This window comes from Pedococcus sp. P2_E2 (genome assembly GCF_056403955.1).
On sequence record NZ_JBFUEM010000006.1, the window covers coordinates 243,129 to 268,014 of the forward strand.

Annotated in this window: 25 protein-coding genes and 1 other RNA gene; 15 read left to right on the forward strand and 11 right to left on the reverse strand. The window is 70.2% G+C overall.

Annotated features, from left to right (window positions below):
- From AC1DWR_RS14385 to AC1DWR_RS14395, 3 genes are all read left to right on the forward strand, one after another.
- The gene (locus AC1DWR_RS14385; RefSeq protein WP_477612618.1) at window positions 1–1,173 is read left to right on the forward strand and encodes a bifunctional RNase H/acid phosphatase; all 1,173 of its coding nucleotides are present in this window, start codon (window positions 1–3) and stop codon (window positions 1,171–1,173) included.
- A gap of 76 nt (window positions 1,174–1,249) precedes the next feature.
- Complete coding sequence (locus AC1DWR_RS14390) at window positions 1,250–1,678, forward strand: rhodanese-like domain-containing protein (RefSeq protein ID WP_477624688.1); 429 nt, start codon at window positions 1,250–1,252, stop codon at window positions 1,676–1,678.
- Window positions 1,679–1,683: 5 nt separating this feature from the next.
- Entirely contained in the window at window positions 1,684–2,874 is a 1,191-nt protein-coding gene (locus AC1DWR_RS14395) for an O-succinylhomoserine sulfhydrylase (protein ID WP_477613408.1), read from the forward strand.
- 35 nt (window positions 2,875–2,909) lie between these two features.
- Here AC1DWR_RS14395 and AC1DWR_RS14400 read toward each other — a convergent pair whose 3' ends face one another.
- The 3 genes from AC1DWR_RS14400 to AC1DWR_RS14410 form a co-directional block, all read right to left on the reverse strand.
- A complete protein-coding gene (locus AC1DWR_RS14400; RefSeq protein ID WP_477612620.1) occupies window positions 2,910–3,743 on the reverse strand; it encodes a CHAD domain-containing protein in 834 nt (277 codons plus the stop codon).
- 70 nt (window positions 3,744–3,813) lie between these two features.
- A complete protein-coding gene (locus AC1DWR_RS14405) occupies window positions 3,814–4,911 on the reverse strand; it encodes an SLC13 family permease (protein ID WP_477612621.1) in 1,098 nt (365 codons plus the stop codon).
- A 16-nt stretch (window positions 4,912–4,927) separates the two neighbouring features.
- Window positions 4,928–5,677: a YaaA family protein gene (locus AC1DWR_RS14410; protein WP_477612622.1), complete on the reverse strand. Its 750-nt coding sequence runs from the start codon at window positions 5,675–5,677 to the stop codon at window positions 4,928–4,930.
- A gap of 80 nt (window positions 5,678–5,757) precedes the next feature.
- On the opposite strand from AC1DWR_RS14410, the gene AC1DWR_RS14415 reads away from it, so the two are divergent.
- The 6 genes from AC1DWR_RS14415 (at window position 5,758) to AC1DWR_RS14440 (ending at window position 11,186) form a co-directional block, all read left to right on the forward strand.
- Window positions 5,758–7,200, forward strand: a complete 1,443-nt coding sequence (locus AC1DWR_RS14415; protein WP_477624689.1) for an RNB domain-containing ribonuclease — start codon at window positions 5,758–5,760, stop codon at window positions 7,198–7,200.
- A 217-nt stretch (window positions 7,201–7,417) separates the two neighbouring features.
- Window positions 7,418–7,815: RNase P RNA component class A (gene rnpB / locus AC1DWR_RS14420), an RNA gene on the forward strand.
- Window positions 7,816–7,866: 51 nt separating this feature from the next.
- Window positions 7,867–8,526 carry an MBL fold metallo-hydrolase gene (locus AC1DWR_RS14425; protein WP_477624690.1) on the forward strand — a complete coding sequence of 220 codons (660 nt, stop codon included), beginning with the start codon at window positions 7,867–7,869 and terminating at the stop codon, window positions 8,524–8,526.
- Window positions 8,527–8,583: 57 nt separating this feature from the next.
- Window positions 8,584–8,796, forward strand: a complete 213-nt coding sequence (locus AC1DWR_RS14430; protein ID WP_477612625.1) for a hypothetical protein — start codon at window positions 8,584–8,586, stop codon at window positions 8,794–8,796.
- Between the two features lie 18 nt (window positions 8,797–8,814).
- Complete coding sequence (locus tag AC1DWR_RS14435) at window positions 8,815–9,639, forward strand: ABC transporter ATP-binding protein (RefSeq protein ID WP_477612626.1); 825 nt, start codon at window positions 8,815–8,817, stop codon at window positions 9,637–9,639.
- Window positions 9,615–11,186 (forward strand): hypothetical protein, encoded by a 1,572-nt coding sequence (locus AC1DWR_RS14440; RefSeq protein ID WP_477624691.1) that lies wholly within the window; start codon window positions 9,615–9,617, stop codon window positions 11,184–11,186. Before AC1DWR_RS14435 ends, AC1DWR_RS14440 begins: the two co-directional genes overlap by 25 nt.
- 122 nt (window positions 11,187–11,308) lie before the next feature.
- Here the strand turns inward: AC1DWR_RS14440 and ppgK are convergent, their stop codons facing one another.
- Together ppgK and map are read right to left on the reverse strand one after the other, a co-directional pair.
- Window positions 11,309–12,082, reverse strand: a complete 774-nt coding sequence (gene ppgK, locus AC1DWR_RS14445; RefSeq protein WP_477612628.1) for a polyphosphate--glucose phosphotransferase — start codon at window positions 12,080–12,082, stop codon at window positions 11,309–11,311.
- Window positions 12,083–12,125: 43 nt separating this feature from the next.
- Window positions 12,126–12,989, reverse strand: a complete 864-nt coding sequence (gene map / locus AC1DWR_RS14450; protein WP_477612629.1) for a type I methionyl aminopeptidase — start codon at window positions 12,987–12,989, stop codon at window positions 12,126–12,128.
- 50 nt (window positions 12,990–13,039) lie between these two features.
- Here map and AC1DWR_RS14455 point away from each other — a divergent pair, with 50 nt between their 5' ends.
- Window positions 13,040–13,228 carry a methionine aminopeptidase gene (locus tag AC1DWR_RS14455; RefSeq protein ID WP_477612630.1) on the forward strand — a complete coding sequence of 63 codons (189 nt, stop codon included), beginning with the start codon at window positions 13,040–13,042 and terminating at the stop codon, window positions 13,226–13,228.
- Between the two features lie 85 nt (window positions 13,229–13,313).
- On the opposite strand, the gene AC1DWR_RS14460 is transcribed toward AC1DWR_RS14455, so the two are convergent.
- The 4 genes from AC1DWR_RS14460 to panB form a co-directional block, all read right to left on the reverse strand.
- The gene (locus AC1DWR_RS14460) at window positions 13,314–13,940 is read right to left on the reverse strand and encodes a class I SAM-dependent DNA methyltransferase (protein ID WP_477612631.1); all 627 of its coding nucleotides are present in this window, start codon (window positions 13,938–13,940) and stop codon (window positions 13,314–13,316) included.
- A 102-nt stretch (window positions 13,941–14,042) separates the two neighbouring features.
- Window positions 14,043–15,050, reverse strand: a complete 1,008-nt coding sequence (gene fgd / locus AC1DWR_RS14465; protein WP_477612632.1) for a glucose-6-phosphate dehydrogenase (coenzyme-F420) — start codon at window positions 15,048–15,050, stop codon at window positions 14,043–14,045.
- A 61-nt stretch (window positions 15,051–15,111) separates the two neighbouring features.
- A complete protein-coding gene (locus tag AC1DWR_RS14470) occupies window positions 15,112–16,179 on the reverse strand; it encodes a M36 family metallopeptidase (protein WP_477612633.1) in 1,068 nt (355 codons plus the stop codon).
- Between the two features lie 152 nt (window positions 16,180–16,331).
- Window positions 16,332–17,210, reverse strand: a complete 879-nt coding sequence (gene panB, locus AC1DWR_RS14475; RefSeq protein ID WP_477612634.1) for a 3-methyl-2-oxobutanoate hydroxymethyltransferase — start codon at window positions 17,208–17,210, stop codon at window positions 16,332–16,334.
- Window positions 17,211–17,463: 253 nt separating this feature from the next.
- Here panB and AC1DWR_RS14480 point away from each other — a divergent pair, with 253 nt between their 5' ends.
- The 5 genes from AC1DWR_RS14480 (at window position 17,464) to AC1DWR_RS14500 (ending at window position 23,827) form a co-directional block, all read left to right on the forward strand.
- Window positions 17,464–19,776, forward strand: a complete 2,313-nt coding sequence (locus tag AC1DWR_RS14480; protein ID WP_477612635.1) for an immune inhibitor A domain-containing protein — start codon at window positions 17,464–17,466, stop codon at window positions 19,774–19,776.
- Between the two features lie 172 nt (window positions 19,777–19,948).
- Window positions 19,949–20,227: a hypothetical protein gene (locus AC1DWR_RS14485; RefSeq protein ID WP_477624692.1), complete on the forward strand. Its 279-nt coding sequence runs from the start codon at window positions 19,949–19,951 to the stop codon at window positions 20,225–20,227.
- Between the two features lie 54 nt (window positions 20,228–20,281).
- Window positions 20,282–21,832 (forward strand): phytoene desaturase family protein, encoded by a 1,551-nt coding sequence (locus AC1DWR_RS14490; protein WP_477612637.1) that lies wholly within the window; start codon window positions 20,282–20,284, stop codon window positions 21,830–21,832.
- A 124-nt stretch (window positions 21,833–21,956) separates the two neighbouring features.
- Window positions 21,957–23,381 (forward strand): HNH endonuclease signature motif containing protein, encoded by a 1,425-nt coding sequence (locus AC1DWR_RS14495; RefSeq protein WP_477624693.1) that lies wholly within the window; start codon window positions 21,957–21,959, stop codon window positions 23,379–23,381.
- A 77-nt stretch (window positions 23,382–23,458) separates the two neighbouring features.
- The gene (locus tag AC1DWR_RS14500) at window positions 23,459–23,827 is read left to right on the forward strand and encodes a hypothetical protein (protein WP_477624694.1); all 369 of its coding nucleotides are present in this window, start codon (window positions 23,459–23,461) and stop codon (window positions 23,825–23,827) included.
- Window positions 23,828–23,839: 12 nt separating this feature from the next.
- Here the strand turns inward: AC1DWR_RS14500 and AC1DWR_RS14505 are convergent, their stop codons facing one another.
- Both AC1DWR_RS14505 and AC1DWR_RS14510 read right to left on the reverse strand, forming a co-directional pair.
- Window positions 23,840–23,965 carry a hypothetical protein gene (locus tag AC1DWR_RS14505; protein WP_477624695.1) on the reverse strand — a complete coding sequence of 42 codons (126 nt, stop codon included), beginning with the start codon at window positions 23,963–23,965 and terminating at the stop codon, window positions 23,840–23,842.
- Window positions 23,966–23,988: 23 nt separating this feature from the next.
- A complete protein-coding gene (locus AC1DWR_RS14510; protein WP_477624696.1) occupies window positions 23,989–24,807 on the reverse strand; it encodes a DUF6299 family protein in 819 nt (272 codons plus the stop codon).
- Window positions 24,808–24,886: the final 79 nt, after the last annotated feature.

Genomic DNA, 24,886 nt, shown 5'->3' on the forward strand with positions numbered 1-24,886 from the left:
GTGCCGTCGACCCGACGTGCGCTCGTCATCGAGGCTGACGGTGGCTCCAGGGGCAACCCCGGGGTCGCCGGGTACGGCGCCCTCGTGCGCGACCCTGTCACAGGGCGGGTGCTGTGGGAGGGCGCCGCGCCACTGGGCAAGGAGTCCAACAACGTCGCGGAGTACTCCGGCCTCATCGCCGGCTTGAAGGCGGTCCTGCGGATCGACGCGGGCGCCGACGTCGAGGCGCGGATGGACTCCAAGCTCGTCGTCGAGCAGATGGCCGGACGCTGGAAGATCAAGCACCCGGACATGCGCATGCTCGCGCTCGAGGCCCGTGACCTGGCCGCCCAGATCAGCGCGGCGGGTGGGTCGGTGTCGTTCACGTGGATCCCACGCGAGCAGAACAAGGACGCGGACGCCCTGTCCAACGACGGCATGGACGGGCGGACCATCGACCGCATGCTGGGGGAGGGCGGTGCCGGCGGCGAGACCGGGGGCGACCCTGTCGACGAGGTGGTCGACGAGGTGGTCGACGAGCTGATCGACCCCGAACCCAGTCCGGCAGCCACCGGGCCCTGGCAGGGCACCCCGACCCGGATCGTGCTGGTGCGCCACGGCGTCACCGAGTTCACGGTCGCCTCACGCCTCGACGGCCGGGGCGGAGCCGATCCCTCGCTCAACACCGTCGGCCAGGCCCAGGCGGCAGCCGCAGGACGGGCCACCGCACACCTCCTTGGCGGCGCACCGGCACGCCTGGTCACGTCATCGCTGGCGCGGGCGCGCGAGACGGGTGCCGCCGTGGCCGAGGCGATCGGGGTCACGACGCTGGTCGACGCGGACTGGGACGAGCAGGACTTCGGTGACTGGGACGGCGCCGGCATCCCCGACCTGGTCCGCGACCACCCGGGTGAGCTGGCTGCCATGCGCGAGGACCCGGCATACGCCCGTCCGGGCGGGGAGTCGCACGACCAGCTGGCCGCGCGAGTCGTCGCCGCCTTCGACCGGGTGGTCGCCGCGGGCGGCACCACGGTGGTGGTCTGCCACCGCAAGCCGATCATGTGCGTGCTCGCCCACGTCCTGGGCATCCCGCACGACAAGGTGTGGCGTCTCGCTGCCGCCCCGGGGTCGCTGACCGCGCTGGAGGTCTGGCCCGACGGCAACGTCTCGGTCGCGTTCACCAACCGCACCTGAGGACATCCCCGCCCCGGGGCGGTCCACGACGTGGGCCGCCCGTCTCGCCATGTGGCGTGAGTTCTAGGCTGGCGCCATGAGCGCTGAGTCCATCACCTACGCCGGTGACGTCGCCCCCGAGGATGCGTATGCCGCGTTGGCGGCGGAGGAGGACGCCGTCCTCGTCGACGTGCGAACCACCGCGGAGTGGAGCTATGTCGGGCTGCCGGACCTTTCGCCGATCGGCAAACGGGTGGTCTGCGTCGAGTGGCAGCGCTATCCCGACGGTGCCCTCAACGGTGACTTCGTCGAGCAGCTGCAGGACGCAGGTCTGCCCGACGGGGCGCCGATCTACTTCATCTGCCGCTCCGGCGTGCGATCCATCGCCGCGGCGGAGGCCGCGACCAAGGCTGGCCTCAGGCCGGCGTACAACGTGCTCGAGGGCTTTGAGGGACCGCACGACGAGCACGGCCACCGCGTGGTTGCGGGCTGGAAGAATGCTGGTCTGCCGTGGCGGCAGGGGTGAGCAACGTGACGCCGAACCCGTTGTCGCAGAGCGGATTCCGCCCTGACACCATCGCGGTGCGCGGCGGTCTCAACCGGAGCAACTTCGACGAGACCGCCGAGGCGCTCTACCTGACGTCCGGCTTCGTCTACGAGAGCGCGGAGCAGGCCGAGGCGGCCTTCAAGGACGAGGTCGACCACTTCATCTACTCGCGCTACGGCAATCCCACGGTCACGATGTTCGAGCAGCGGCTGCGCGAGCTCGAGGGGGCGGAGGCGTGTTTCGCCACGGCGTCCGGGATGTCGGCAGTGTTCGTGGCGCTGGCCGCCCTGCTCGGCAGTGGCGACCGGGTCGTGTCGTCGCGCGGGCTGTTCGGGTCGTGCTTCGTCATCCTCGACGAGATCCTGCCGCGCTGGGGCGTCGAGACCGTCTTCGTCGACGGACCGGACCTCGACCAGTGGCGTGCGGCCCTGTCCGAGCCGACGCAGGCCGTCTTCTTCGAGACCCCCAGCAACCCGATGCAGGAGCTGGTGGACATGCGAGCGGTGTCGGACCTCGCTCACGCAGCCGGCGCCCAGGTCGTCGTCGACAACGTCTTCGGCACCCCGGTGTTCTCCAAGCCGCTCGAGCACGGTGCCGACATCGTCGTCTACTCGGCCACCAAGCACATCGACGGCCAGGGCCGCACGCTCGGTGGGGCAGTGCTCGGGACCGCCGAGTTCGTCGACGGTCCCGTCAAGAACCTGATGCGGCACACGGGTCCCTCGATGTCGCCGTTCAACGCCTGGGTCCTCGTCAAGGGGCTGGAGACACTGTCCCTGCGGGTCGAGAAGCAGGCTGCCAACGCCCTGGCCGTCGCGGAGGCGCTCGAGACCCACCCCAGGGTGTCGAAGGTGCTCTATCCGTGGCTGCCGTCGTTCCCGCAGCACGAGCTGGCCCGTCGGCAGATGCTCGGTGGAGGGACCGTGGTGACCTTCGAGCTCGATGGGGGCAAGGCCGAGGCGTTCGCCCTGCTCAACGCACTGCGGGTGGTCGACATCAGCAACAACCTGGGTGACGCCAAGTCGATGGTCACGCATCCGGCCACCACCACCCACCGCCGGCTCACGCCCGAGGCGCGCGCCGCCGTCGGGATCACCGACGGCACGGTGCGCATCTCGGTCGGGCTCGAGGACGTGCAGGACGTCATCGAGGACCTCATCCGCGGACTGGGCTGAGCGACCACTGACCGGAGCCGGTCCGGGCTCGGTGGTCAGTGACGGCGGCGGAAGTGTGGTTCGAGCTGCGGCCAGGTCGCGGCGAACCTCGCCAGCGCTCGGTCCCGCGCAGAGTTCTCCACGTCGAACAGCAGCACGTAGGCCGCGATCCTGCCCGGGTCGCGCTCGTCGGCAGCCAGCCCGCGGAGCAGCCCGATGCTGACCACCGCGTCGTGGTGCTCGCCCAGGACCTCCTGCACCGTCTTGGCTTCTGCGGCGCCCGCCACGATGCGCGACCCGCACGAGGTGCCGAGCGCGTCGCAGGCGTAGCGCAGCCGGCGGAGCGACTTGCGCACCTCGTGCAGTGCCTCGTCGCGCAGGTGCTCATCCCGAGCGGCCAGGTATGCCGCGTGGCGCCGTTGCGTGCGGTGCCACACCTGCCGGACGGCCCGGCGCAGCTCCCGCCGCCGGGGTCGCGGGGTGGCTATCGCGCCGGCCGCCGCGAGGGCCGGCGAGAGGGCGGCGAACCGAGGTGAGTCCAGGGCCGTGCGCAGGTCGGTCGTCGCCCGCGCCAGCGCCTCGGTCAGCGCCTGCTCGACGGGAGCGGGCACCTCGTGCTCTGCCGGCAACCTCGTCGCGAGGACCTCGGCGTCCCGGAACGCCCCGAGCTCGGCGCTGAGCCAGGACAGCTCACGCCCCATGCCGACGCCATCGGGGATGGCCAGTGCGTCGCCGAAGGACGTCAGGCAGGCCGAGGCCCGGCGGGCGGTGGTCCGCATCTGGTGCGCGGCGTCAGGCGTCCCGGCGACGACCGTCGGGGCCAGCTCGTCCAACCGAGCCGCCAGGTCGCGCAGGTACCGTCCGACGTCGCGACCTGCATGCGGGTTCATGCGCCAGTTCTACCGGACGAGCCGCTGGACTCCGGTTGACCCCCGTGACAGGCCACCCGCGACTGCTGGGTCAGGCCGCGATCACGAGCGCAGCGAAGGCCAGTCCGGCGGAGACGACGGCGCAGAGCAGGCCTTGGGCCGCAAGTGACTTCATCGAGGGGTGCACGCCGCGCGCCCGGCACCGCTGCGCCCACAGCAGCGTCGCGAGAGAGGCCCAGGGGGTGACCAGCGGTGCGACGTTGACGCCGATCAGGAGCGCCATCAAGCGTGCCCGCGCGTCGGAGGTCACCGACTCGAGCGCGATGTAGGCGGGCAGGTTGTTGACCGCGTTGGCGGCCAGAGCGCCCACACCCGCCACCCGTGCTAGGTCGCCGGCGGACGTGCCCTCGCCCGCCAGGGCCGCCAGTGCGGGCTGGAGCCCGAGCTGGAGGGCTGCGTCGATGACGACGAACAGTGCCGCGACGGCCAGGGCCATCCGCCACGGGACCGCGAGCCGGCGAACGAGGTCGCGGTTGCGACCCCAGGCGGCGACCACGAGCACCAGCGCGGCGGTCGACGCCACCCAGGCCGGGGACAGGCCGACGGCGAAGAGGGGACCGACCGCCACACAGACGGCGGCCGCGACGCGCAGCAGCACCTGGTCGTGCGGATCGGGAGGGGCATCGGGCAGGTAGCGCCCGCTCAGCTCGCGGCGATGAAGGGCGTAGAGCACCGCGACGGTGCCCAGCACGGCCGCTACGGCGGGCAGGGCCGCCAGTCGCACATATCCCACGTGGCCTACCCCCAGCAGTGCGAAGTGGTGCAGGGCCAACAGGTTGGTGAGGTTGGAGACGGGCAGCAGCAGGCTGGCGGTGTTGGCGATCCACAACGTCGTCAGCGCGAACGGGACCGGGGAGATCTTCAGCTGCGCGGCAATGGCCAGGCCCACGGGGGTGAGCAGCACCGCTGTCGTGTCGAGGCTCAGCACGACGGTGCACCCGACCGCGACGAGCACGAACAGCAGCCACAGCACCGGCGTCCGATGGCGTCCGGCACGCGAGGCCCAGTGACCAGCAACATCGAAAACCCCTGCTGCATCAGCTATCTCGGCCACCACCGTGATCGCGACGAAGAAGATGAGCACGGGCAGCACCCGCGCGAGGACGTCGCCGAGCTCGGCGACGTTCACTGGCGGTGCACCGCGGTCACGTGCGCGCGGTGGCGTCGATGACCCAGGGGCGCCCTGGCTTCGTCGGCTCCTCGACGGTCACGGCGAAGGCGTCGCCGAGCACGTCGGCGAGCTGAGGCACCCGACGGACGTCACGACCGACGCGGCACAGCTCGCGAGCCACCAGCCCGCGAGTGTGCTTGGCCATGTGGGTGGCGCCGGGCACCCGTACCTGCACCCAGCGCTCGGCGAGGTCGCCCTGGGGAGTCCACGCCGCGGCATACGTGCTGGAGCGGCAGTCGACCACGACGCCACGGCCGGCTGCCTCCGGGAGCACGCGGCCCAGCTCCGGCTTCCACGCGCTGGCGAGGGGACCCACACCGGGCAGGTTCACGGCCATCGAAAGCCGGTAGGGGGCGATCGCGTCGGTGGGGCGCACTGCGCCGTAGAGCGCCGAGACGACCACGAGCCAGCGGTTGGCCCGGCGTTTCGCGGCGCCGTCGAGGGAGGCGTAGTCGAGCGCGTCGTAGAGCACCCCGGAGTAGACCCGCGAGGCCGGCATCGCCGGTGCCGTGTGCAGCACGAGGTTGCGGGCGATCTCGGTCGTGAGGTTGGGGCTGACGCCGAGCGTGGCGGCCGCGTCGGCGTGTGCGCTGACCTTGGCGACGGCCTCGGCGACGGACTGGCGGGTGGCGGCGAGCTCGGGGAACGACAGGTGCTCGGCGACGACCGACCGTCCGCGGGCGCGGCCCGTCTTCGACTCCGACGGAGGCAGCAGGATCAGCACGGGCCCAGCCTAGGTGTCGACGTGCGTCGGTCCGGTGAGGGTCACCCGCGCAGGCGTCTGGATAGGTTGGCTCCATGCCCATGCGCCGCATTCACGTTCAGCAGCCCCACGCCGACAAGGCCGTCGCACAGTCCGCGGAGCTGGTCGCCCGGTTCACCGCGATCCGGGCCGAGCTCGACGTGCCCGAGGCGTTCCCGCCGGAGGTGGAGGCCGAGGCGGCCGCAGCCGCGGCTTCGCCGGAGCTGCCGCCGCGGGACGAGACGGCGGTCGCCTTCCTCACCATCGACCCGCCCGGGTCGATGGACCTCGACCAGGCGTTGCACATCGAGCGCGACGGTGACGGCTACCGCGTGAGGTATGCCATCGCCGACGTGCCGGCCTTCGTGAGGTCGGGGGGTGCCGTCGATGCGGAGACCCGTAGGCGTGGCCAGACGGTCTATGCGCCGGACAAGCGAACTCCGTTGCACCCCACCGTGTTGAGCGAGGGCGCAGCCAGCCTGCTGGCAGGGCAGACGCGTCCGGCCTTCGTCTGGGACATGCGGCTCGATGCCGCTGCCGAGGGTGTCGCCGTCGAGGTCTACCGGGCCATGGTGAGGAGCACCGACCGGCTCGACTACGAAGGAGTTCAGAAGGCCATCGACGACGGCTCGGCCGACGAGCGCCTGGTGCTCCTCAAGGAGGTCGGAGGCAAGCGCATCGAGCTCGAGCGTCGTCGTGGGGGCGCGAGCCTGCCCATGCCCGAGCAGGAGGTCGAGGAGGACGACCAGGGGCACTACCGGATCGGCTTCCGTCCGCCACTGGAGGTCGAGGACTGGAACGCCCAGATCTCGCTGATGACCGGCATGGCGGCCGCGGAGCTGATGACGAAGGCGAAGGTCGGCATCCTGCGCACCATGCCCGCGCCGGACCAGAACGCCGTGGGTCGGTTCCGTCACGCGAGCCGGGCCCTGGGCGTCGAGTGGCAGGAGGGGACGGCCTACGGCGAGTTCCTGCGCACCCTCGACCGCACCAACCCCAAGCACCTGGCGCTGATCCACGAGGCGACCTCCCTGTTCCGCGGGGCCGGCTACACGCCGTTCGACGGCGACGTGCCGGAGCAGTCCGGGCACGCCGCAGTCGCCGCCCCCTATGCGCACGTCACGGCTCCGCTTCGTCGTCTGGTGGACCGGTTCGGACTGGCCATCTGCGAGGCGCTGAGCGCCGGTGAGGAGGTGCCCCAGTGGGCACGCGAGGCGCTGCCGTCGCTGCCCGAGGTCATGGCCGCCTCGGACAAGGTCGCCCACGGTGTCGAGCGGGCGTGTGCCGACGCGGTCGAGGCCGCCGCCCTGGAGGACCGCGTGGGTGAGGTGTTCGACGCGATGGTGGTCGACAAGCGCGAGAAGGGTGGCGCGGTCGTGCAGGTCCAGGACCCCGCTGTGCTCGCGAACGCAGACGGTCAGAACCAGCTCGGCACGTGGGTGAAGGTCAAGCTGGCCGAGGCCACCGTCGCGACCGGCACCGTCCGGTTCGAGATCGTCCGCTAGGACCCGCCCCGGCCCCCCSACCCCACCCGCCCGTCACCCGACGACCACGGTCCGGCGGCGTGAGTGGTGTGTTGTCCAGTTCGAGCAGGACGGGTCAGGTGCTGCTCGCTGCAGTGCAAACCGTGGTCGTCCGCCGACGACCCATCCGGGCGAGGGACGTTCGAGGTATGCCGCGTGGCGGGCCACGCCGCATACCTGCCCTATCCTTAGCGACGGATGAGTCGGTCAGGCGGTCGCGTCGGTGAGCAATCACCGCCGAGGAACGTCCGGGCTCCACAGGGCAAGGTGGTGGCTAACGGCCACCCGGGGTGACCCGCGGGACAGTGCCACAGAGAACAGACCGCCACGGTGAACCATCCGGCTCCGGCCGGACAGGCACCGCGGTAAGGGTGAAACGGTGGTGTAAGAGACCACCAGCGGGCCAGGTGACTGGTTCGGCTAGGTAAACCCCACCTGGAGCAAGCTCAGACAGTGCGCGTTCGAGGGCGGCCCGTCCGAGTGCACGGGTAGGGCGCTGGAGGCAGTCGGCAACGGCTGTCCTAGATGGATGACCGTCTCCTGCTGGCCGGTAACGGCCAGCGGTGACAGAACCCGGCGTATCGACCGACTCATCCACCCCATCTGCTCACGAGAGGGTCCGAGGCGTCACGTCCTACCGTGGGAGCCATGCGGATCACCCACCTCGGCCACGCCAGCCTGCTCGTCGAGATCGCCGACGCGCGCATCCTGCTCGACCCCGGGGGCTGGTCGCCCGGCGCCCACGAGCAGCGCGACGTAGACGCCGTGCTCGTGACCCACCAGCACCCGGACCACCTCGACCAAGAGCGCTTCCCCGAGCTCCTGAAGGCCAATCCTCGCGCCCAGGTCCTTGCCGACCCGGACACCGCGAAGCTGTTGCAGGACAGCGGCTTCGACGTCGTCGCCTTCGGTCCCGGCGACCGTGCTGGAGTCGGTTCGGCCACCGTGGCGGGCGTGGGGGAGCTGCACGCCCTGATCCACGAGGACATCCCTCGGATCCACAACACCGGCATGCGGATCAGCGCCGACGGTGAGCCGACGTTCTTCCACCCCGGCGACGCGCTCGACGCGGAGCCGGCTGGCGTCGAGGTCCTCGCCTTCCCCCTCAACGCCCCCTGGCAGCGCAGCCGGGAGATGACGGCCTTCCTGCGGCGGATGGCGGCTCCCCACGCGATCCCGATCCACGACGCCCTGCTCAGCCGTGTCGGACGGGCCCTCTACCTCGGCCAGGCGGGGAACCTCGGGTCGAAGGACACCAGGATCCACGACCTCGCCGGGGGAGAGCCCCGGGAGTTCGACGCCGGGTGAGGTTCCAGCCTGCGAGTCCGATTTGGATGTTAGGTTAGCCTCACCTACTCTCCTTCCGTGCCCAAGAACTCCAAGGCCGCCAAGGGGACGAAGGTCGCCAAGGCGAAGAAGAAGTGCTGCAAGGACAAGCCGCGCTGTGCGGAGTGTCCGGTGGTGCTCATGCGCCTGGAGAAGATGGGCTACGCCGAGCGCGACGCCGACAAACCGCGCCGCTACATGGTCGACAAATCGGTCCCAAAGAAGGCAATGCTCGTCGCGCGACAGCGGTGAAAGGTTAGCGTCGACACCATGTCGGACCCGCAGACCACCCCCGAGCCCGCCGTGGGGTCCTCCACGGTGACGACCCGTGCGCCCGAGGTCGCTCTGGCCCTGCGTGGCCTGACCAAGCGCTTCGGCGCGACCACCGCCGTCGACGGTCTGGACCTCGACGTGCCGCGCGGGTCCTTCTACGGGCTGGTCGGTCCCAACGGCGCCGGCAAGACCACGACGCTGTCGATGGCCACCGGGCTGTTGCGTCCCGATGCGGGGAGTGCGCACGTCCTCGGCACCGACGTGTGGGCCGATCCCGTCGGCGCCAAGTCCCAGATCGGCATCCTCCCGGACGGCCTTCGCCTTTTCGACCGCCTGACCGGCCTTCAGCTCGTGACGTATGCCGGCCTGTTGCGCGGCATGGACCGTGACCTCGTCGTCGAGCGGACCGGGGAGCTGCTGGCCGCGCTGGGGCTGACCGAGGCGGCCGGGAAGCTGGTCATCGACTACTCCGCGGGCATGACCAAGAAGATCACCCTCGCCTGCGCGCTGGTCCACGCTCCCCGGCTGCTCGTCCTGGACGAGCCCTTCGAGGCCGTGGACCCGGTGTCCGCTCGCACGATCCGTCGCATCCTCGAAGACTTCGCCGCCAACGGCGGCACGGTCGTCCTGTCGAGCCACGTGATGGACCTCGTCGAGCGGATCTGCACCGACGTGGCGATAATCGCCGTCGGTGTCGTCCGCGCCTCGGGCACCCTCGACGAGGTGCGAGGCGATGCGAGCCTGGAGGACCGCTTCCTCGACCTGGTCGGCGGCAACACCGACGTGGAGGGACTGGCGTGGTTGCGCACCTCCTCCGACTGAAGCTCGACCTCCTTCGCAACGGGCTGCGCCGAAGCACGGCCGCCATCGTGGGGATGGTCGTCGGAGTGCTCTACGGCGGCGGCCTCGTGGTGGCCGGGCTCGGCGGGACGGTCACGCTGCGTGCCCAAGGAGACGTCGACCTGGCGCGCACGGCGGTGGTGGTTGCCGGATCGGCAGTGGTGGCCGGCTGGGCCCTCCTCCCGGTCCTGCTGTTCGGGATCGACCCCACGCTGGACCCCACTCGTTTCGCCACCTTCGCCGTGCGCGAACGCACCCTGGCCCTCGGTCTCGCGCTCACCGCACTGGCCGGGCTGCCGGGCATCGCCACCACCGTCCTGGTGCTGGGCAGCGTGGTGGCGGGTTCTTGGTCGGTCGCGGCCACCCTGGCGGCGCTCATCGGAGGTGTCCTCGGTCTGGCCACTTGCGTCCTGCTCAGCCGGATCGTCACTGCTGCCTCGTCAGCGGTGCTCGGCACACGGCGCGGCCGGGATATGGCCGGCGTGGCCGGCCTGCTCTTCCTGCTCAGCGTCGGCCCGATCGTTGGTGGGCTCAGCGACGGTGGCCTCGACCGAGCCACCGTCGACAGACTCGCCGACGTGCTCGCCTGGACGCCGCTGGGCTGGGCGTGGGCGCCCGCTGGTGACCTCGCCCTCGGGCTCTGGGGTACTGGGTTGACCCGCCTCGCGCTGGCGGCCGTCCTGTGCCTCGGGCTGCTGGTGGTGTGGGAACGGCTGCTCATCTCGGTCCTGCGCAACCCCCGGGCGACCTCCGGCGACGGCGGCGCGGTGTCCGGAGGACTGGGGTTGTTCGCTCGACTGCCCGGCACGCCGATGGGTGCCATCGCGGCGCGAGCCGGCACCTACTGGCTCCGCGACCCGCGCTTCAACATGCCGGCCGTCATGACGATCCTGCTCCCTGCGGGGTTGCTCATCCCCGGCATCGGGTCGGGTTCCAAACTGGCCCTGCTCGCCATGCCGCTCGCCTCGGCCTACCTCATCGGCTGGGGACAGCACAACGACGTGGGCTACGACTCCACGGCCTTCTGGATGCACGTCGCCTCCGGCGTCGATGGGGTCAGCGACCGGCTGGGACGGCTGCTTCCGTCAGGGTTGATGGCGGTCGTCTGCGTCCCCACGTATGCCGTGCTGGGACCGGTGTTCGGCGCGCCCTGGAGGTTGTTGCCCGCCACCTTCGGCGTGGGATGTGCCTTGGCGCTCAACGGCTTTGCGGTGGCCTGCGTGACCAGCGCGGTGAAGCAGTACGGCGTACCTGCGCCCGGGGAGAACCCGTTCACGAGCCGTCCGGGGTCGACGGGCGTCACCCTCGGGGTGCAGGCGGTCTGCGGCGCCGCCGTGTTCGCGCTCTCCATCCCCGCGCTGGTCCTGGGTGTGCTGGCCCTGGTCGGCTGGCAGTGGGCGGCATGGACGGTGCTGGTGGTCGGACCGGCGCTGGGGGTGGTGGCGCTGGCCGTGGGGACCCGGATGGGTGCGGACCTGTTCCGCCGACGTCAGGCCATCCTGCTCCAGGACCTCATCTCGATGCGCTGACCGGCGGCCGGCGAGACGTGGGCCCGGCCCGGGCGGCCGCGCACCTTGTGGGCTGCGTGGGGTCGGCGCTACTTGTGGGCTGCGAGGGGTCGGCGCTACTTGTGGGCTGCGAGGGGTCTGCGCTATTTGTTGGCCGCGAGGTGGGCCGCCCCGATGATGCCGGCCTTGTTCTCGAGCGTGGCGGGCACGATCGGGGTCTTCAGCGTGAGCAGGGGAAGGAACTGCGCGGCGTCCTTGGACACGCCGCCCCCTACGACGATGAGGTCCGGCCACAGGAGCGCCTCGAGGTGGCTGTAGTAGCGCTGCAGCCGCTTGGCCCACTCCGGATAGCTCAGCCCTTCCCGGTCCTTGATCGAGGAGGCGGCGCGCGTCTCCGCGTCGTAGCCGTCGATCTCGAGGTGGCCCAGCTCGGAGTTGGGGATGAGGACCCCGTCGTGGATCAGTGCGGTTCCGATGCCGGTGCCCAGGGTCGTCATCACGACGAGGCCCTTCTGGCCCTTGGCGGCGCCGTAGTGGAGCTCGGCGACCCCGGCTGCGTCCGCGTCGTTCACCAGGATGATGTCGTGGCCGAGCACCTTCTCGAGCATCGGCTCCGCGTCGAAGTCGAGCCACCCCTTGTCGATGTTGGCGGCCGAACGGACCACGCCATGGGTCACGACACCGGGGATGGTGACTCCGATGGGGGAGTCGCCGCGGACGGCGTCGAAGTGGTCGACGATCTGGTCGATGACCAGGGCCACCGCCTCCGGTGTCGACGCCAGGGGAGTGTCGATCCGCATCCGCTTGGCCGCGAAGGCCCCCTTGGACAGGTCGACGGGCGCCCCCTTGATGCCGCTGCCGCCCACGTCGATCCCCAACGGGAGCCCGTGCTTGGCCTGCTTGGCTTCCTTCGCCATCGGTCCGCCTCCTTGCGGTTGCCCTGCCCTGGGTTGCCCACCATCAGGCCAGCGTCAGGATCTCGTTGCCCGTGTCGGTGATGAGGATGGTGTGCTCGAACTGCGCCGACCGGCGCCGGTCTTCGGTGACGACGGTCCACTTGTCGTCCCACATCTCCCATTCCGGCGTGCCCAGGTTGAGCATGGGCTCGATCGTGAAGGTCATGCCCGGCTCGATGATCGTGTTGTAGGAGGGTGCGGCGTCGTAGTGGGGGACGATCAGACCGCTGTGGAACGACCGCCCGATGCCGTGCCCGGTGAAGTCGCGGACGACGCCGTACCCGAAACGGCGCGCATAGCTTTGGATCACTCGGCCGATGACGTTGATCTCGCGGCCCGGGATGGCGGCCTTGATGCCCCGCATCATGGCTTCGTGAGTGCGCTCGACGAGCAGCCGTGACTCCTCGTCGACGTCTCCGCACAGATAGGTCGCGTCGGTGTCGCCGTGGACGCCTCCGATGAAGGCGGTGATGTCGATGTTGACGATGTCGCCGTCCTCGAGGGGGCGGTCGTCGGGGATGCCGTGGCAGATCACCTCGTTGACGGAGGTGCACAGCGACTTGGGAAATCCCTTGTAGCCCAACGTCGAAGGATAGGCGCCGTGGTCCATCAGGAACTCGTGGCCGACCCGGTCGATCTCGTCGGTGGTGACACCCGGCGCGATGATGGCCGCCGCCGCTGCCATGGCTTGGGCGGCGATGCGCCCGGCGACCCGCATCAGCTCGATCGTCTCGGCGTCCTTGACCTCGGGGGCGTTGTCGAGGGTGGGGGCCGGTCGGTCGACGTACTCCGGCCGCTCGATCGACGCGGGCACCGGGAGACGTGGCGACACCACGCCCGGGGCCACGCTTGCGTAGGTCAACGGCATACGGTGGAGTCTAGGGACGTACGCAGATCCGTCGAGTTGGAGGGCACCCCATGGCTTACTGGTACAACGTGAGCAGCGGTCAGGTCGAGAGCGACGACAACAAGAGCCAGGGCGAGGACCTCATGGGCCCGTACGGCACCGAGGCGGAGGCTGCGAACGCGCTCCAGACCGCCCGTGAGCGCACGGAGCAGTGGGACGCCGAGGACAGGGCGTGGGAAGAGGGCGGCTCGGAGGACTGAGCCCACCCGCGACGAGCCCACCCGCGACGAGCCCACCCCGGCGACGAGCCCACCCGGGAAACGAGCCCAGCTGCGGCGGTGGACCTCAGCCGCCGAAGCGGTGCACCGAGACCGCGTACCCGGACTCCGGCCGCCAGGTCTCGCGACCCCACGTGCTGAACCGGCGCGTCAGCGTCAGGCCGGCGACCTCGCAGGCCCGGTCGTAGTCCTCCAGTGGAGTCGCCGGGCACCCCTGCGGAAGGTGCGAGGAGTCCAGGCCGAAGCCCGCGACGAGCAGTCCGCCGGGTTGCAGGTGCGCTGCCAACCGCTGGAGGGCGACGAGCAGGGTGCCGGGTGCGAGGAGCGGGATCACGTTGCCGGCGAGCACGGCGAGCTCGAACGCCTGGGACCGCAGCTGGAGTCGGCTCAGGTCCTGGCGCACCCAGGTCGTGGCTGGGTCACGCTGCTCGGCCACCTCGATCATCGCGGCGTCCGCGTCGACGCCCACGCAGTGGTAGCCCAGGGCGGTCAGCTGGGTCGCGACGCGGCCGGTGCCGCAGCCTGCGTCCAGGACGCGAGCCGGTGGAGACAAGAGGGAGGCGACCAGGGCGGCTTCACCGTGGATGTCCATCCCCTGGGCGGCGAGGTCGTCGAAGCGCTGTTGGTAGGCGGTTGCCGCGCCCGGTCCACCCGAGACCTCGGACCACCGTGTGCGGGGCTCCATCTCGGTCATGCTCACTCACCCTCGTCCATGGTCGTGCGGTGCACTCCAGCCTAGGTTCGGTGGGGTCGCAGGGGAAAGAGTCAGGGGCGCCGACGAGTCGGTCGACGCGGGTCAGCCGAGGTTGCGAAGGCCGGGCAGGACGCGATCGGCGAACGTGCGCAGGAACCGCGCCTGGTCGTGACCGGGACCGTGGAAGACCAGGTGGTTGAAGCCCCAGTCGACGTAGGGCTGCACCGCGGCCACGACCTCTTCGGGGTCGTCCGAGACGATCCACCGCGAGGCGACCTGCTCGTCGGGGAGGGCGTCGCCCAGCCGCTGCATCTCCAGGGGGTCGCTCGTGCCGTGCTTCTGCTCCGCCGTCAGCGACAACGGCGCCCAGAAGCGGCAGTTGGTCACCGCCTGTGCGCGGTCGGGGTCCCACGACAGCTTGATCTCGATCATCCGGTCGATGTCCGCGCGGGTGCGGCCGGACTTGCCCAGGCCCTCGTCCACGGCCGGCAGCAGCTTGTCGCGGTAGAGCTCCTCGCCCTTGCCGGAGGTGCAGATGAACCCGTCACCGGACCGGCCGGCATACCGAGCGACGAGCGGGCCGCCGGCGGCCACGTAGACGGGGACCGGCTGCTCCGGCCGGTCGTAGACGGTCGCGTCGACGGCGCGGTAGTAGTCACCCTCGAAGCTGACGCGCTCCTCGCTCCACAGCCGGCGCATCAGGGTGACGGCCTCGCGCAGGCGCGCGAACCGCTCCTTGAACTCCGGCCACTCCTGCACCGACCCGACGACGACCTCGTTCAGCGCCTCGCCGGTCCCGATGCCGAGCATGACCCGACCGGGGTAGAGGGCGCCCAGTGTGCCGAACGCCTGCGCCACCACGGCCGGGTTGTAGCGGAACGTCGGCGTCATGACCGAGGTGCCGATCTGCACCCGCTCGGTCCGCTCGCCCAGCGCCGCCAGCCAGGCGAGCGAGAAGGGGGCGTGGCCACCGTCGTGGCGCCACGGCTGGAAGTGGTCGGAGATCAGCACGCTGTCCAGCCCGACCTGCTCGGCCAGCACGCCGAACTCCAACAGCTCCCGGGGAGCGAACTGCTCGGCGGAGGCCTTGTACCCGATGCGCAGCGTCATGCGCCCACCGTATGCCGTGCTCGCGCCGCGGCGGCGCTGGGTCACCGCCGCGGCAGGGCGGTCAGAAGCTGATGCCCCGGGCCTCGAACCGGTCCTTGACGAGGGCTGCAGCGGCGGCGCCGTCGCGGGCCAGCGCGGTGTCGTAGGTCGCCTTGGCGGCTGCCGAGAACGAGGTGTCCGGGGCGAACCGGAACTGTGCGTCGATCAGGGTCGTGTCCCAGGCCTCCGTGGTCGAGCCCATCTTGACGTAGCCGAGGCGGATCTCCCACAGGGCCTGGCTCCAGATCTGGCCGTCGGCGTGGACCTCTCCCTTGCGGGTCGCCACGGTCATGCCGGTGTCGAAGCGCCGGATGCAGTGGGGCGCATCGGTGTAGGAGGTGGCGTCCCAGTCCATGGGGCAGGCCTGCTCGGCCTTCACCGGCCAGTGGTACTGCTTGGCGGCGGCCAGGCCGACCGAGACCGCGAGGTAGTCGCCGAACGACTCACCGATCGAGCCCGAGTCCAGGGTGGAGCCGAAGCCCGGGACCTGGGACTGGTGCACGGCGTGGCCGTACTCGTGGACGATGACCTCGGCGTCCTCCGCGTCGTCGACGCCGCCCTTGCCCAGCCGGATCCGGAAGGGCTTGCTGGTCTCGTAGGAGTTGTCCCCGCCGTACTGGTCGATCTTGACCGGGAACTGCTGCTTGAGGATCCCGCGCAGCGTCGAACCGAAGCCGAGGGACTGGAGGTACTCCTGCGCCTGGTTGACCCAGAAGTACCCCATCACCTGCTCGAACTGGTCTTGGTGGCGCGTGTAGACGAAGGTGTTCGAGGGACTGAATGCCGGTGTGCCCGTGGAGGACTGGACAGTGGCCCACGATCCGCGCAGGTAGCCCGAGCCGTCGAGGTTGCGCAGCGGGACGTTGGCGTAGGCGCTGGAGGGAACGGCAGCGTCGGAGTCCTTCTGGTCGGTCAGGCCCTGGTTGCCCGAGGACTGCACCGGGTTGACCATGAACACTGCGCCAGTGCCGGTCGACGTGCCCGGAGTCGGCTTCGTGGCCTGGGCCGGAGCTGCGGCGAACAGCAGGCCGCAGGCCGCCGCGGTGGCGACGAATGGCAGGAGCGCGGGACGGTGGTGGCGCTGGGGCACGGAAGGTCCTCCGATCACGACGGGCGACCACGATCTGTGGTCCACCGGTGCACGGTAGTCGTGATCCGCAACCGTTGGGGTCCTACAGGTGGATGAGCTTGCACGCCGTACCGGGAAAGTGTCGTGCCGGGGAAGGGGGAGCCCCCCGTGGGCTATTCGAGGAAGGAGTTCTCGGCCGCGGGGAACGAGCCCGAGGCGACGTCGGCGGCATACGCGGCAGCCGCCTGACCCAGCTCCGTGCGGAGGTCGGCGTACTTCTTGACGAAGCGGGGTGCCTTGCCACCGCGCAGGCCGGCCATGTCCTGCCAGACGAGCACCTGGGCGTCGCAGTCCGGGCCGGCGCCGATGCCGATGGTCGGGATCGACAGCACCTCGGTGACCCGCGCGGCCAGGGGAGCAGGGACCATCTCCATGACGACGGCGAAGCAGCCTGCCTTCTCCAGAGCCACCGCGTCCTCGACGAGCCGGTCGCCGGAGTCGCCGCGGCCCTGGACCCGGTAGCCGCCGAGGACGTGCTCGCTCTGGGGGGTGAAGCCGATGTGTCCCATGACGGGGATGCCCGCCCGGACCAGCAGCTCGACCTCGGGGACCATCAGCTTGCCGCCCTCGAGCTTGACGGCGTGGGCCAGGCCCTCCTTCATCATCCGGGTGGCGGTCGCCAGGGCCTGCTGCGGGCTGGCCTGGTAGGAACCGAACGGCAGGTCGGCGACGACCATGGCGTGCTTGGCCGCCGAGGTGACCGCCCGGACCAGCGGCACGAGGTGGTCGACCGTCACCGGGACGGTCGTCTCGAAGCCGTAGACGTTGTTGCCGGCGGAGTCCCCGACGAGCAGCACGGGAATGCCCGCCTCGTCGAAGATCTCGGCGGAGTACATGTCGTAGGCGGTGAGCATGGCCCACTTCTCGCCCTTCTCCTTCATCGCCTGCAGGTGCGGGATGCGTACCCGGCGCTGCGGCGCGGCCTGGGCGCCCGTGCCATAGGGGGCCGCGACCTCGGCGGTGGTGGGAGGCGTCGTTGGCTGATCGCTCATGGCGCCATCCTAGGAGGGGGCGGCGGCAGGGCTTCCGGGTGACCGCCCAGGGCTGCTGAAGTGCTCACTGGGGCCAGTGGGACTCAGGGGCGCCGGGCCGGCTCCGTCGCCAAAACGGACGAATGGGATAGCGACCGATCGGTCAGAAATTTACGAAGTCCATACCCGGCGAAGTCTTGGTATGCCGTCTGCCGCGTGTTTGGCTCGCCCTTGCGTGTGCCGAGAGGGGTCGCGCACAGACACTGGAGGATTCGTGAACAGACGTCATCTGAGCCTGGTCTCGGGAGTAGCGGTTACCGCCGTCGCCCTGAGCCTGGCTTCCGCTCCTGCGCAGGCAACCCCTGTGCAGGGCGACAAGGAGCCCACGGCGAACAACCGTGAGCACGACCTGCCGAACCCGCTCGGCGACGCCGCCCGCGCCCTGCGCAAGGAGGCCGTCGACAAGCTCGTGAAGGGCGAGGCGACCACCGAGATGCGGGGCGGCCAGCGCGTCATCAAGCTCGCGGGCAACGCCAAGGCACCCAAGGGGAGCAAGGCTGCCCAGGACCGATACGTGTCCTACCCGGTGGAGCGCGAGGAGGACATCTTCACCATCCTCACCGACTTCGGGACCAAGACCGAGACCGGCTTCGACGCCACCCCGGGACCGGTGCACAACCAGATCCCGGCACCGGACCGCGTCTGGGACGGCAACGCAACCGACGACAACTCGACCGCCTGGACCGCGGACTTCAACCGCGCCCACTACCAGGACATGATGTTCGGCGGGGGCGAGTCGTTCAAGGACTTCTACCTGAAGCAGTCGAACGGTCGTTTCGTGGCCAAGGGTGACGTCTCCGACTGGGTCACCGTGCCGTACAACGAAGCCCGCTATGGCCGGAGCAACAACGCCGACGGCTACTGGAACTACGTCAAGGACACCGCCACGTCCTGGTACAACGCCCAGAAGGCGGCCGGGAAGAGCGACGCCGAGATCACGACCTACCTCAAGCAGTTCGACAAGGTCGACCGCTACGACGCCGACCACGACGGCAACTTCAACGAGCCGGACGGCTACATCGACCACTTCCAGGCCATCCACGCCGGTGAGGGCGAAGAGGCCGGCGGCGGCGCCCAGGGCACCAACGCCATCTGGTCGCACCGTTGGTACGCCTACTCCACCGACGCCGGCAAGACCGGCCCCGAGGGCGCGAAGCTCGGCGGAGTGCCGCTGGGCAACTCCGGGATCTGGATCGGTGACTACACCACCGAGCCCGAGAACGGTGGCCTGGGTGTCTTCACCCACGAGTTCGGCCACGACCTCGGTCTCCCGGACTACTACGACACCGCAGGCGGCGACAACGGCACCGGCTTCTGGACGCTGATGTCCGGTGGCTCGTGGCTGAACCACGGGGGCGACTCGATCGGCACCACGCCCGGCTACATGGGTCCGCTCGAGAAGCTCCAGCTCGGCTGGCTCGACTACAAGGCGGTGCCCTACGGCCAGGCCATGACGGTCAAGCTCAACCCGGCCGACCAGCCCAAGACCACGTCGTCCTACCAGGCGCTGGCAGTGACCCTGCCCGACAAGACGGTCAAGAACGACTACAACACCCCCCGTTCGGGGTCCTACGAGTGGTGGGGCGGCGCGAACGACAGCCTCAACAACACCCTGACCCGCACGGTGGACCTCACCGGGGCGACCAGCGGTTCGGTCTCGGCCTGGCTGCAGTACAACATCGAGCAGGACTACGACTACCTGTACGCCGAGGTCAGCACCGACGGTGGCGCGACCTGGAAGGACGCGGCGGCGCCGATCTCCGGCCCGTCCGACAACGCCGGTCTGACCCCCTGGGCCCAGAAGACCTGGGACCTCACGCCATACGCCGGCAAGAGCGTCCAGTTCCGCTTCCGCTACGCCACCGACGGCGGGCTGCACTTCGAGGGCCCGTTCCTCGACGACCTGGCCGTCACCATCGGCGGCACCACGGTGTCCGACGACGTCGAGGGCGGCACCAACGGCTGGACCGCCAACGGGTTCACCCGCATGACGGGCAAGACCTCCGAGGTCGTCAGCCACTACTACCTGGCCGAGAACCGCACCTACACCGGTTACGACCAGACCCTCAAGACGGGTCCGTACAACTTCGGCTGGGCGAAGACCAAGCCCGACTGGGTGGAGCGGTTCCCCTACCAGAACGGCCTGCTCGTCTGGTACGTCGACGGTGAGTTCACCGACAACAACACCTCGGGCCACCCGGGTGGCGGCCAGTCTCTGCCGGTCGACGCGCGTCCGGCACCTGTGACCTTCGCCGACGGCGTCAAGCTGGGCAACCGGCGCCAGCCGTGGGACGCGACGTTCGGGCTGGAGCGGACCGACGCGGTGACGTTCCACCGCAACGGCACCGCGCTCGACGTCGCCTCGCAGCCGGCCATGCCGGTCTTCGACGACAGCGACCCGATGCGCTACTGGAGCGCGAAGAACCCCTGGTCCTCGGTCCAGGTCGCGGGCTCCGGCACGGTCATGAAGGTCAACAAGTCCGAGGACGGCGGCAACCTGCTGCAGGTCCAGGTCAGCTTCAAGTGACCTGCGCCCGGCTGGCAGGGGTACGCCGGGTGTAAGACGGGGCGGGGCTCCGGGAGCAATCCCGGGGCCCCGTTTCGTGTGCCCGACCTCGGCTCGAGTGGTGCGTCCAGCGCCCCGGCGACAGACTCGGGAGAGGTCGCCGACCAGCGGTGACACCGGTGATGGAGGACTGATGTCAGACAACTTCGAGGTCGCCACGAGCAACTCCGAGGGCGAGCTGTCCGAGGAGAAGCGGCACGAGGTCGTGGCGGCGCAGCTGCGCGGTGAGGCCAAGGCGGCGGGACAGGGTCCGGAGGCGGTGGTGGCAGCGGTGAGCGCCGAGCTGGAGTCGCTCGGCCTGGAACCGAACCCCGAAGAGCTGCACCGGCGGTACGAGGAGATCGACCCCGACCTGCCCGTCCTGGCGGACGCGGACGAGGCATCGGAGAGCGACGACGCGGCACCGCAGTAGCGACCCGGCCACCGAGGTCAGAACGGCTCGACACGGCACCGTAGGCTCTGCGCCGTGGACTACGACGACGTCGTCATCGGTGCCGGTCACAACGGGCTGACCGCCGCGGCATACCTTGCCCGGGCGGGGCGCCGGGTGCTGGTTCTGGAGGCCGGCGATCACGTGGGTGGTGCGGCTGTCTCGGCCCAGGCGTTCGCTGGCGTCGACGCGCGCCTGTCGCGCTACTCCTACCTGGTGTCGCTGATGCCCCGTCAGGTGATCAGCGACCTCGACCTCGACGTCCAGCTCATCCGGCGGCGCTACTCCTCCTTCACGCCCGTCCCCGACCGACCGGAGCGCGGGCTGCTCGTGGACCACGGTGACGCCGCCTCGACCGCGGCCGGCTTCGCTGCCCTCACCGGAGGGGCGAAGGAGTATGCCGCGTGGCAGGACTTCTACGGGCGCGTCCACCACCTTGCACAGCAGGTCTTCCCGACGGTGCTCGAACCGCTGCGCACCGAGGCGCAGGTGGCTGCCCTCGTCGGGGACGACCCGCTCTGGGAAGCCCTGGTCCGACGACCGTTGGGTGAGGTGCTCGAGGCCGAGTTCGGCGACGACACCGTGCGGGGCATCGTCGCGACCGACGCGCTCATCGGCACCTTCGCCGAGATGGGCTCGACCGACCTGCGGCAGAACGTCTGCTTCCTCTACCACCTCATCGGAGGGGGGACCGGCGACTGGGACGTGCCGGTCGGTGGCATGGGTGCCGTGACCGACGGACTCGCTCGTGCCGCGGTCAAGGCAGGGGCCGAGATCCGCACGGGGACGAGGGTGCTCGCGGTCGACCCCGACGGTCTGGTCAGCTGGGACGGTGGCGAGGCGCGGGGCTCGACGATCCATGCGGCCTGCGCGCCCACCGTCCTCAACACCCTGCTCGCCGAGACCGGCGCCGACCCCGTCCCGACGGAGGAGGCGCCCGAGGGCGCCCAGCTCAAGGTCAACATGCTCCTGTCGCGCCTGCCGCGGCTGCGCGACCAGGACGTCGACCCGACGGCCGCGTTCGCGGGCACCTTCCACGTCAACGAGGGCTACGACCAGCTGCAGGAGGCGTATGCCGCCGCTGCCGCCGGCCGGGTGCCGCAGGTGCCGCCGTGCGAGATCTACTGCCACAGCCTGTCGGATCGTTCGATCCTGGGGCCTTCGCTGGCGGAGACGGGTGCCCAGACGCTCACGTTGTTCGGACTGCACCTGCCGGCCCGACTCTTCGAGGGGACGACCGCCGAGCACGACCTGGTCAAGGACCTGGCCCTCGCGCGGACCCTCGAGTCACTGAACTCGGTGTTGGCCGAGCCCATCCAGGACGTCCTGCTGCGGGACCCCGACGGAGCCCTGTGCATCGAGGCGCGGACCCCGGTCGAGCTCGAGGCCGACCTCGGCCTCCCGGGCGGCAACATCTTCCACCGCTCCCTCCAGTGGCCGTGGGCCGAGAGGGAGGACGAGGTCGGCACCTGGGGCGTCGAGACACCGCACGAGAAGGTGCGCATCGCGGGAGCCGGCGCCCGACGCGGTGGGGGAGTCAGCGGCATACCGGGTCACAACGCCGCCATGTCGGTGCTCAAGGGCTGAGGCTGCCCGCGTAGACAGCCGTCCCCACGAACGCGGGGAACAGGTGCTCAATCCCATTCCATCCCAACGGTTTTCCCGAGCTGCTCACCTTGGACTGTCAGTGGTGGTCGCTAGTGTGGGAAACATGCTCGACAGTGTGGAAGCAGTGCAGGCGACCGACCCGGCCGCCCTCGCAGGTGCGCTCTTCACCATGACGGACGAGCAGATCGCCGACCTGTCGGTCGAGGAGGCCGAGGCCCTCGTCCTCGCCTCCCAGCGGGTGGTCAGCGCGGCGACTGCGCGGCAGCGCTCGGCCATGGAGACGGTGGCCAGGCGGTGCGATGAGCGCACCGATCTCGACGCGGCTGACGTGGCCCGGGCCGGCGGACGTCGCCAGCACCTGTCCGGCCACGCCATCGCGGCGGGTTCGCTCGCGGCTCTGTTGCACGTGTCACCCCGCACCATGTCGACCCGCATCGACCACGCCCGCCGCGTCGTCTGCGCGCTGCCCCAGGTGCAGGCGCTGGCCTGGTCCGGGGACCTCGAGCCCTACCGTGTCGACGCGGTCGTCGCCGAGTCGGCGGCCGCACCTTGGGCACGGTTGCACGAGTTCGAGGCTCGCGTGCTGGAGGGCGGCGTCACCCAGATGTCCTGCGCGGCCCTACGCCGCCGGGCACGGCGTGCGGCCGACCGTTGCGCCCCTGACGACGCCGATCGTCTGGCTGTGCTGGCGCGGAGCCGCAGCGACGTGCGAGTTCGCCCGGGTGAGTGCAAGGGCATGACCCGGCTCGTGGCCGACCTGCCGACGCCCGTGGCCATGCAGGTCTGGAGTGCGGTAGACGGTCTCGCGGCCGAGTACGCCCGTGCCCAGCCGGGCCTGCCGATGGGCGCCGCGCGGGTCGATGCCCTGGCCGACCTCATCGCGGCCAACGCGACGATCAGCACCACCATCGAGCTCGTCGCTCCGATCGACAGCGGCCTCGCCAGCCGGCCAGACCTCGGCGTCTCCGCCGAATGCCTCGACGAGCCGTCCGACCTCGAGTCGCCCGAGCCGAACGGCGGCTACGTCGACCTCGGTGGTTGCGAGGAGCTCGATGACGGAGTGCTGCACGACCACGAGACCCTGTGGTTCGTCTCCGCGCACACCGAGGTGCCGTTGCTCGGGTCGTTGCTCCCGGCGGACGTGGTCGCCCTGCTCAACGACCCGGACGTCACCATCCGGATCGCCCGCAGCGACTCCGTCACCGGCGCGATCCGGTGGCAGGACCCACAGACCTACCGGCCCGGCGCAAGGACTGCGCGAGCCGTGCGGTCACGCGACGGCACCTGCCGTTTCCCCGGCTGTGCCAGCGCCGCCAGACGGTGCCAGCTCGACCACGTGGTCCGACATCCCGACGGTCCGACCACCGTCACCAACCTCCAGACGTTGTGCTCGACCCACCACGGGTTCAAGCACCATGCCGGCTGGCAGGTCGAGATGGACGAGCTGGGCATCTGCACCTGGATCGCGCCCGACGGCCGCACGCACATCACCCACCCCATGGATCGCCACGGTCACCAAGCAGCCTGATCGCCGACCCAACTTCCGCTCATGCCGATGAGCGTGCATTGGCTGCGGACCGAACTCCGGTGCGGCAGGCTGGCCACATGGCTGGCTTCACGGTGACCGCGTGGGATGAGATTGAGGCGTTCTATGAGGACCTGATCGACAACCATGCCTTCACGTTCGTGAATCCGATGCTGGAACTGGTTCGGAGCGTCATGGCTGAGGGCGCAACCCACACGCTCGCGGCGCACACATCTCACGAGGATCTAGTGGTGACGACCGCGCCGGTGTCTGCTAGCCCGGACTGGCTTCGTGTCACGCTCGTGCGAGCTGACCGAGTCCGCATTGGTCACGAGACCGCGACTGGCCCGGGCGACTCGATTGAGCGGCCCGTGTCAGATCTGTTGCCGCTCTTCTGGCGGTTCACGATTGAGAAGTGGGGCGTCAGCCCCGTGCGTGACTTGCGGTAGGTATGTGCACGCTCATGCCGCTGACCGCGCCGTCATGTCGAAGCGCGGCCACATGAGGGCACCAGCGAGCACCGCCGCGCGCCAGTTGATGGACCGGCTGTCGGATAGTGGGTATGCCGCGCCGGTGGGACGCGGCATACCCAACCGCTGTGTGAGAGCGCCTACTTGCGACTGCCCTTGAGCTGGATCGTCTGCTCCGCGAAGTACTCGGAGCACAGGAACGAGCAGGCCGCCGAGAAGGTCAGCTGGGCCGCCTTACCGCCCTTGAAGAGCCCGTTGTCGCCGATGATCTCCAAGGTGTACGGACGGGTGGTCCCGTCGCAGGTGACCTCGGTGCCGCCGAAGCCACGGATGAGCACGCGGCCGACCCTCTGGGTGAGCTGGGCCTCGAGGAAGGCGAAGTCCGCATCGGCGCCGCACATGATGGTGCCCGAGACGATTGCGCTACCGGTACGGCTGACGAAGTTGGCGGTCGGGTTGACCGTCACCTCAAGGTCCGGCGGCGGCGGTGCCACGTCGATGACCAGGTCGAGTGTTCCGCCGTTGCCGACACCGTCGATCTGGTCGTCGAAGACCAGGAGGGTGTAGGTGGTCCCGGCCTCCGCGTCCCACACCGCACCGCCCGGGCCGCAGGACAGAACCGTGAAGGAGCCAGGCGAGCCGACGGCCACAGCGACACCAGCGGAGTAGCTCGACCCACGCACGTCTCCGATCAGGGTCGCCGCCGTCGGTGTCGAGAACTGGTACCAGACGCTCGCATCGGTCGCAGGCGCCCCGCACTGGTTGCGGATGGGGGTGTCGTCGGCATCGGTGGTGGCCTGCGTGGTGTCGACCTGGGTGGTGTACGGGACACCGCTGACGACGATTCGCCCGCCATAGGTGTCATTGCCGGGGGGTGCCGCGAACGCCGGCGCGGCCCACGCGCCGACGACCAACGCGGCCGTTGCCCCCGCACCCGCGATACGCAAGGAAAGACTCATGGTTGTCCCCTTCTGCGGCGAGGCACGTTGGTGCGCCTCGGGTGCAACCGAAGGTAGTCCCGGGCAACCGAGCGGAAAT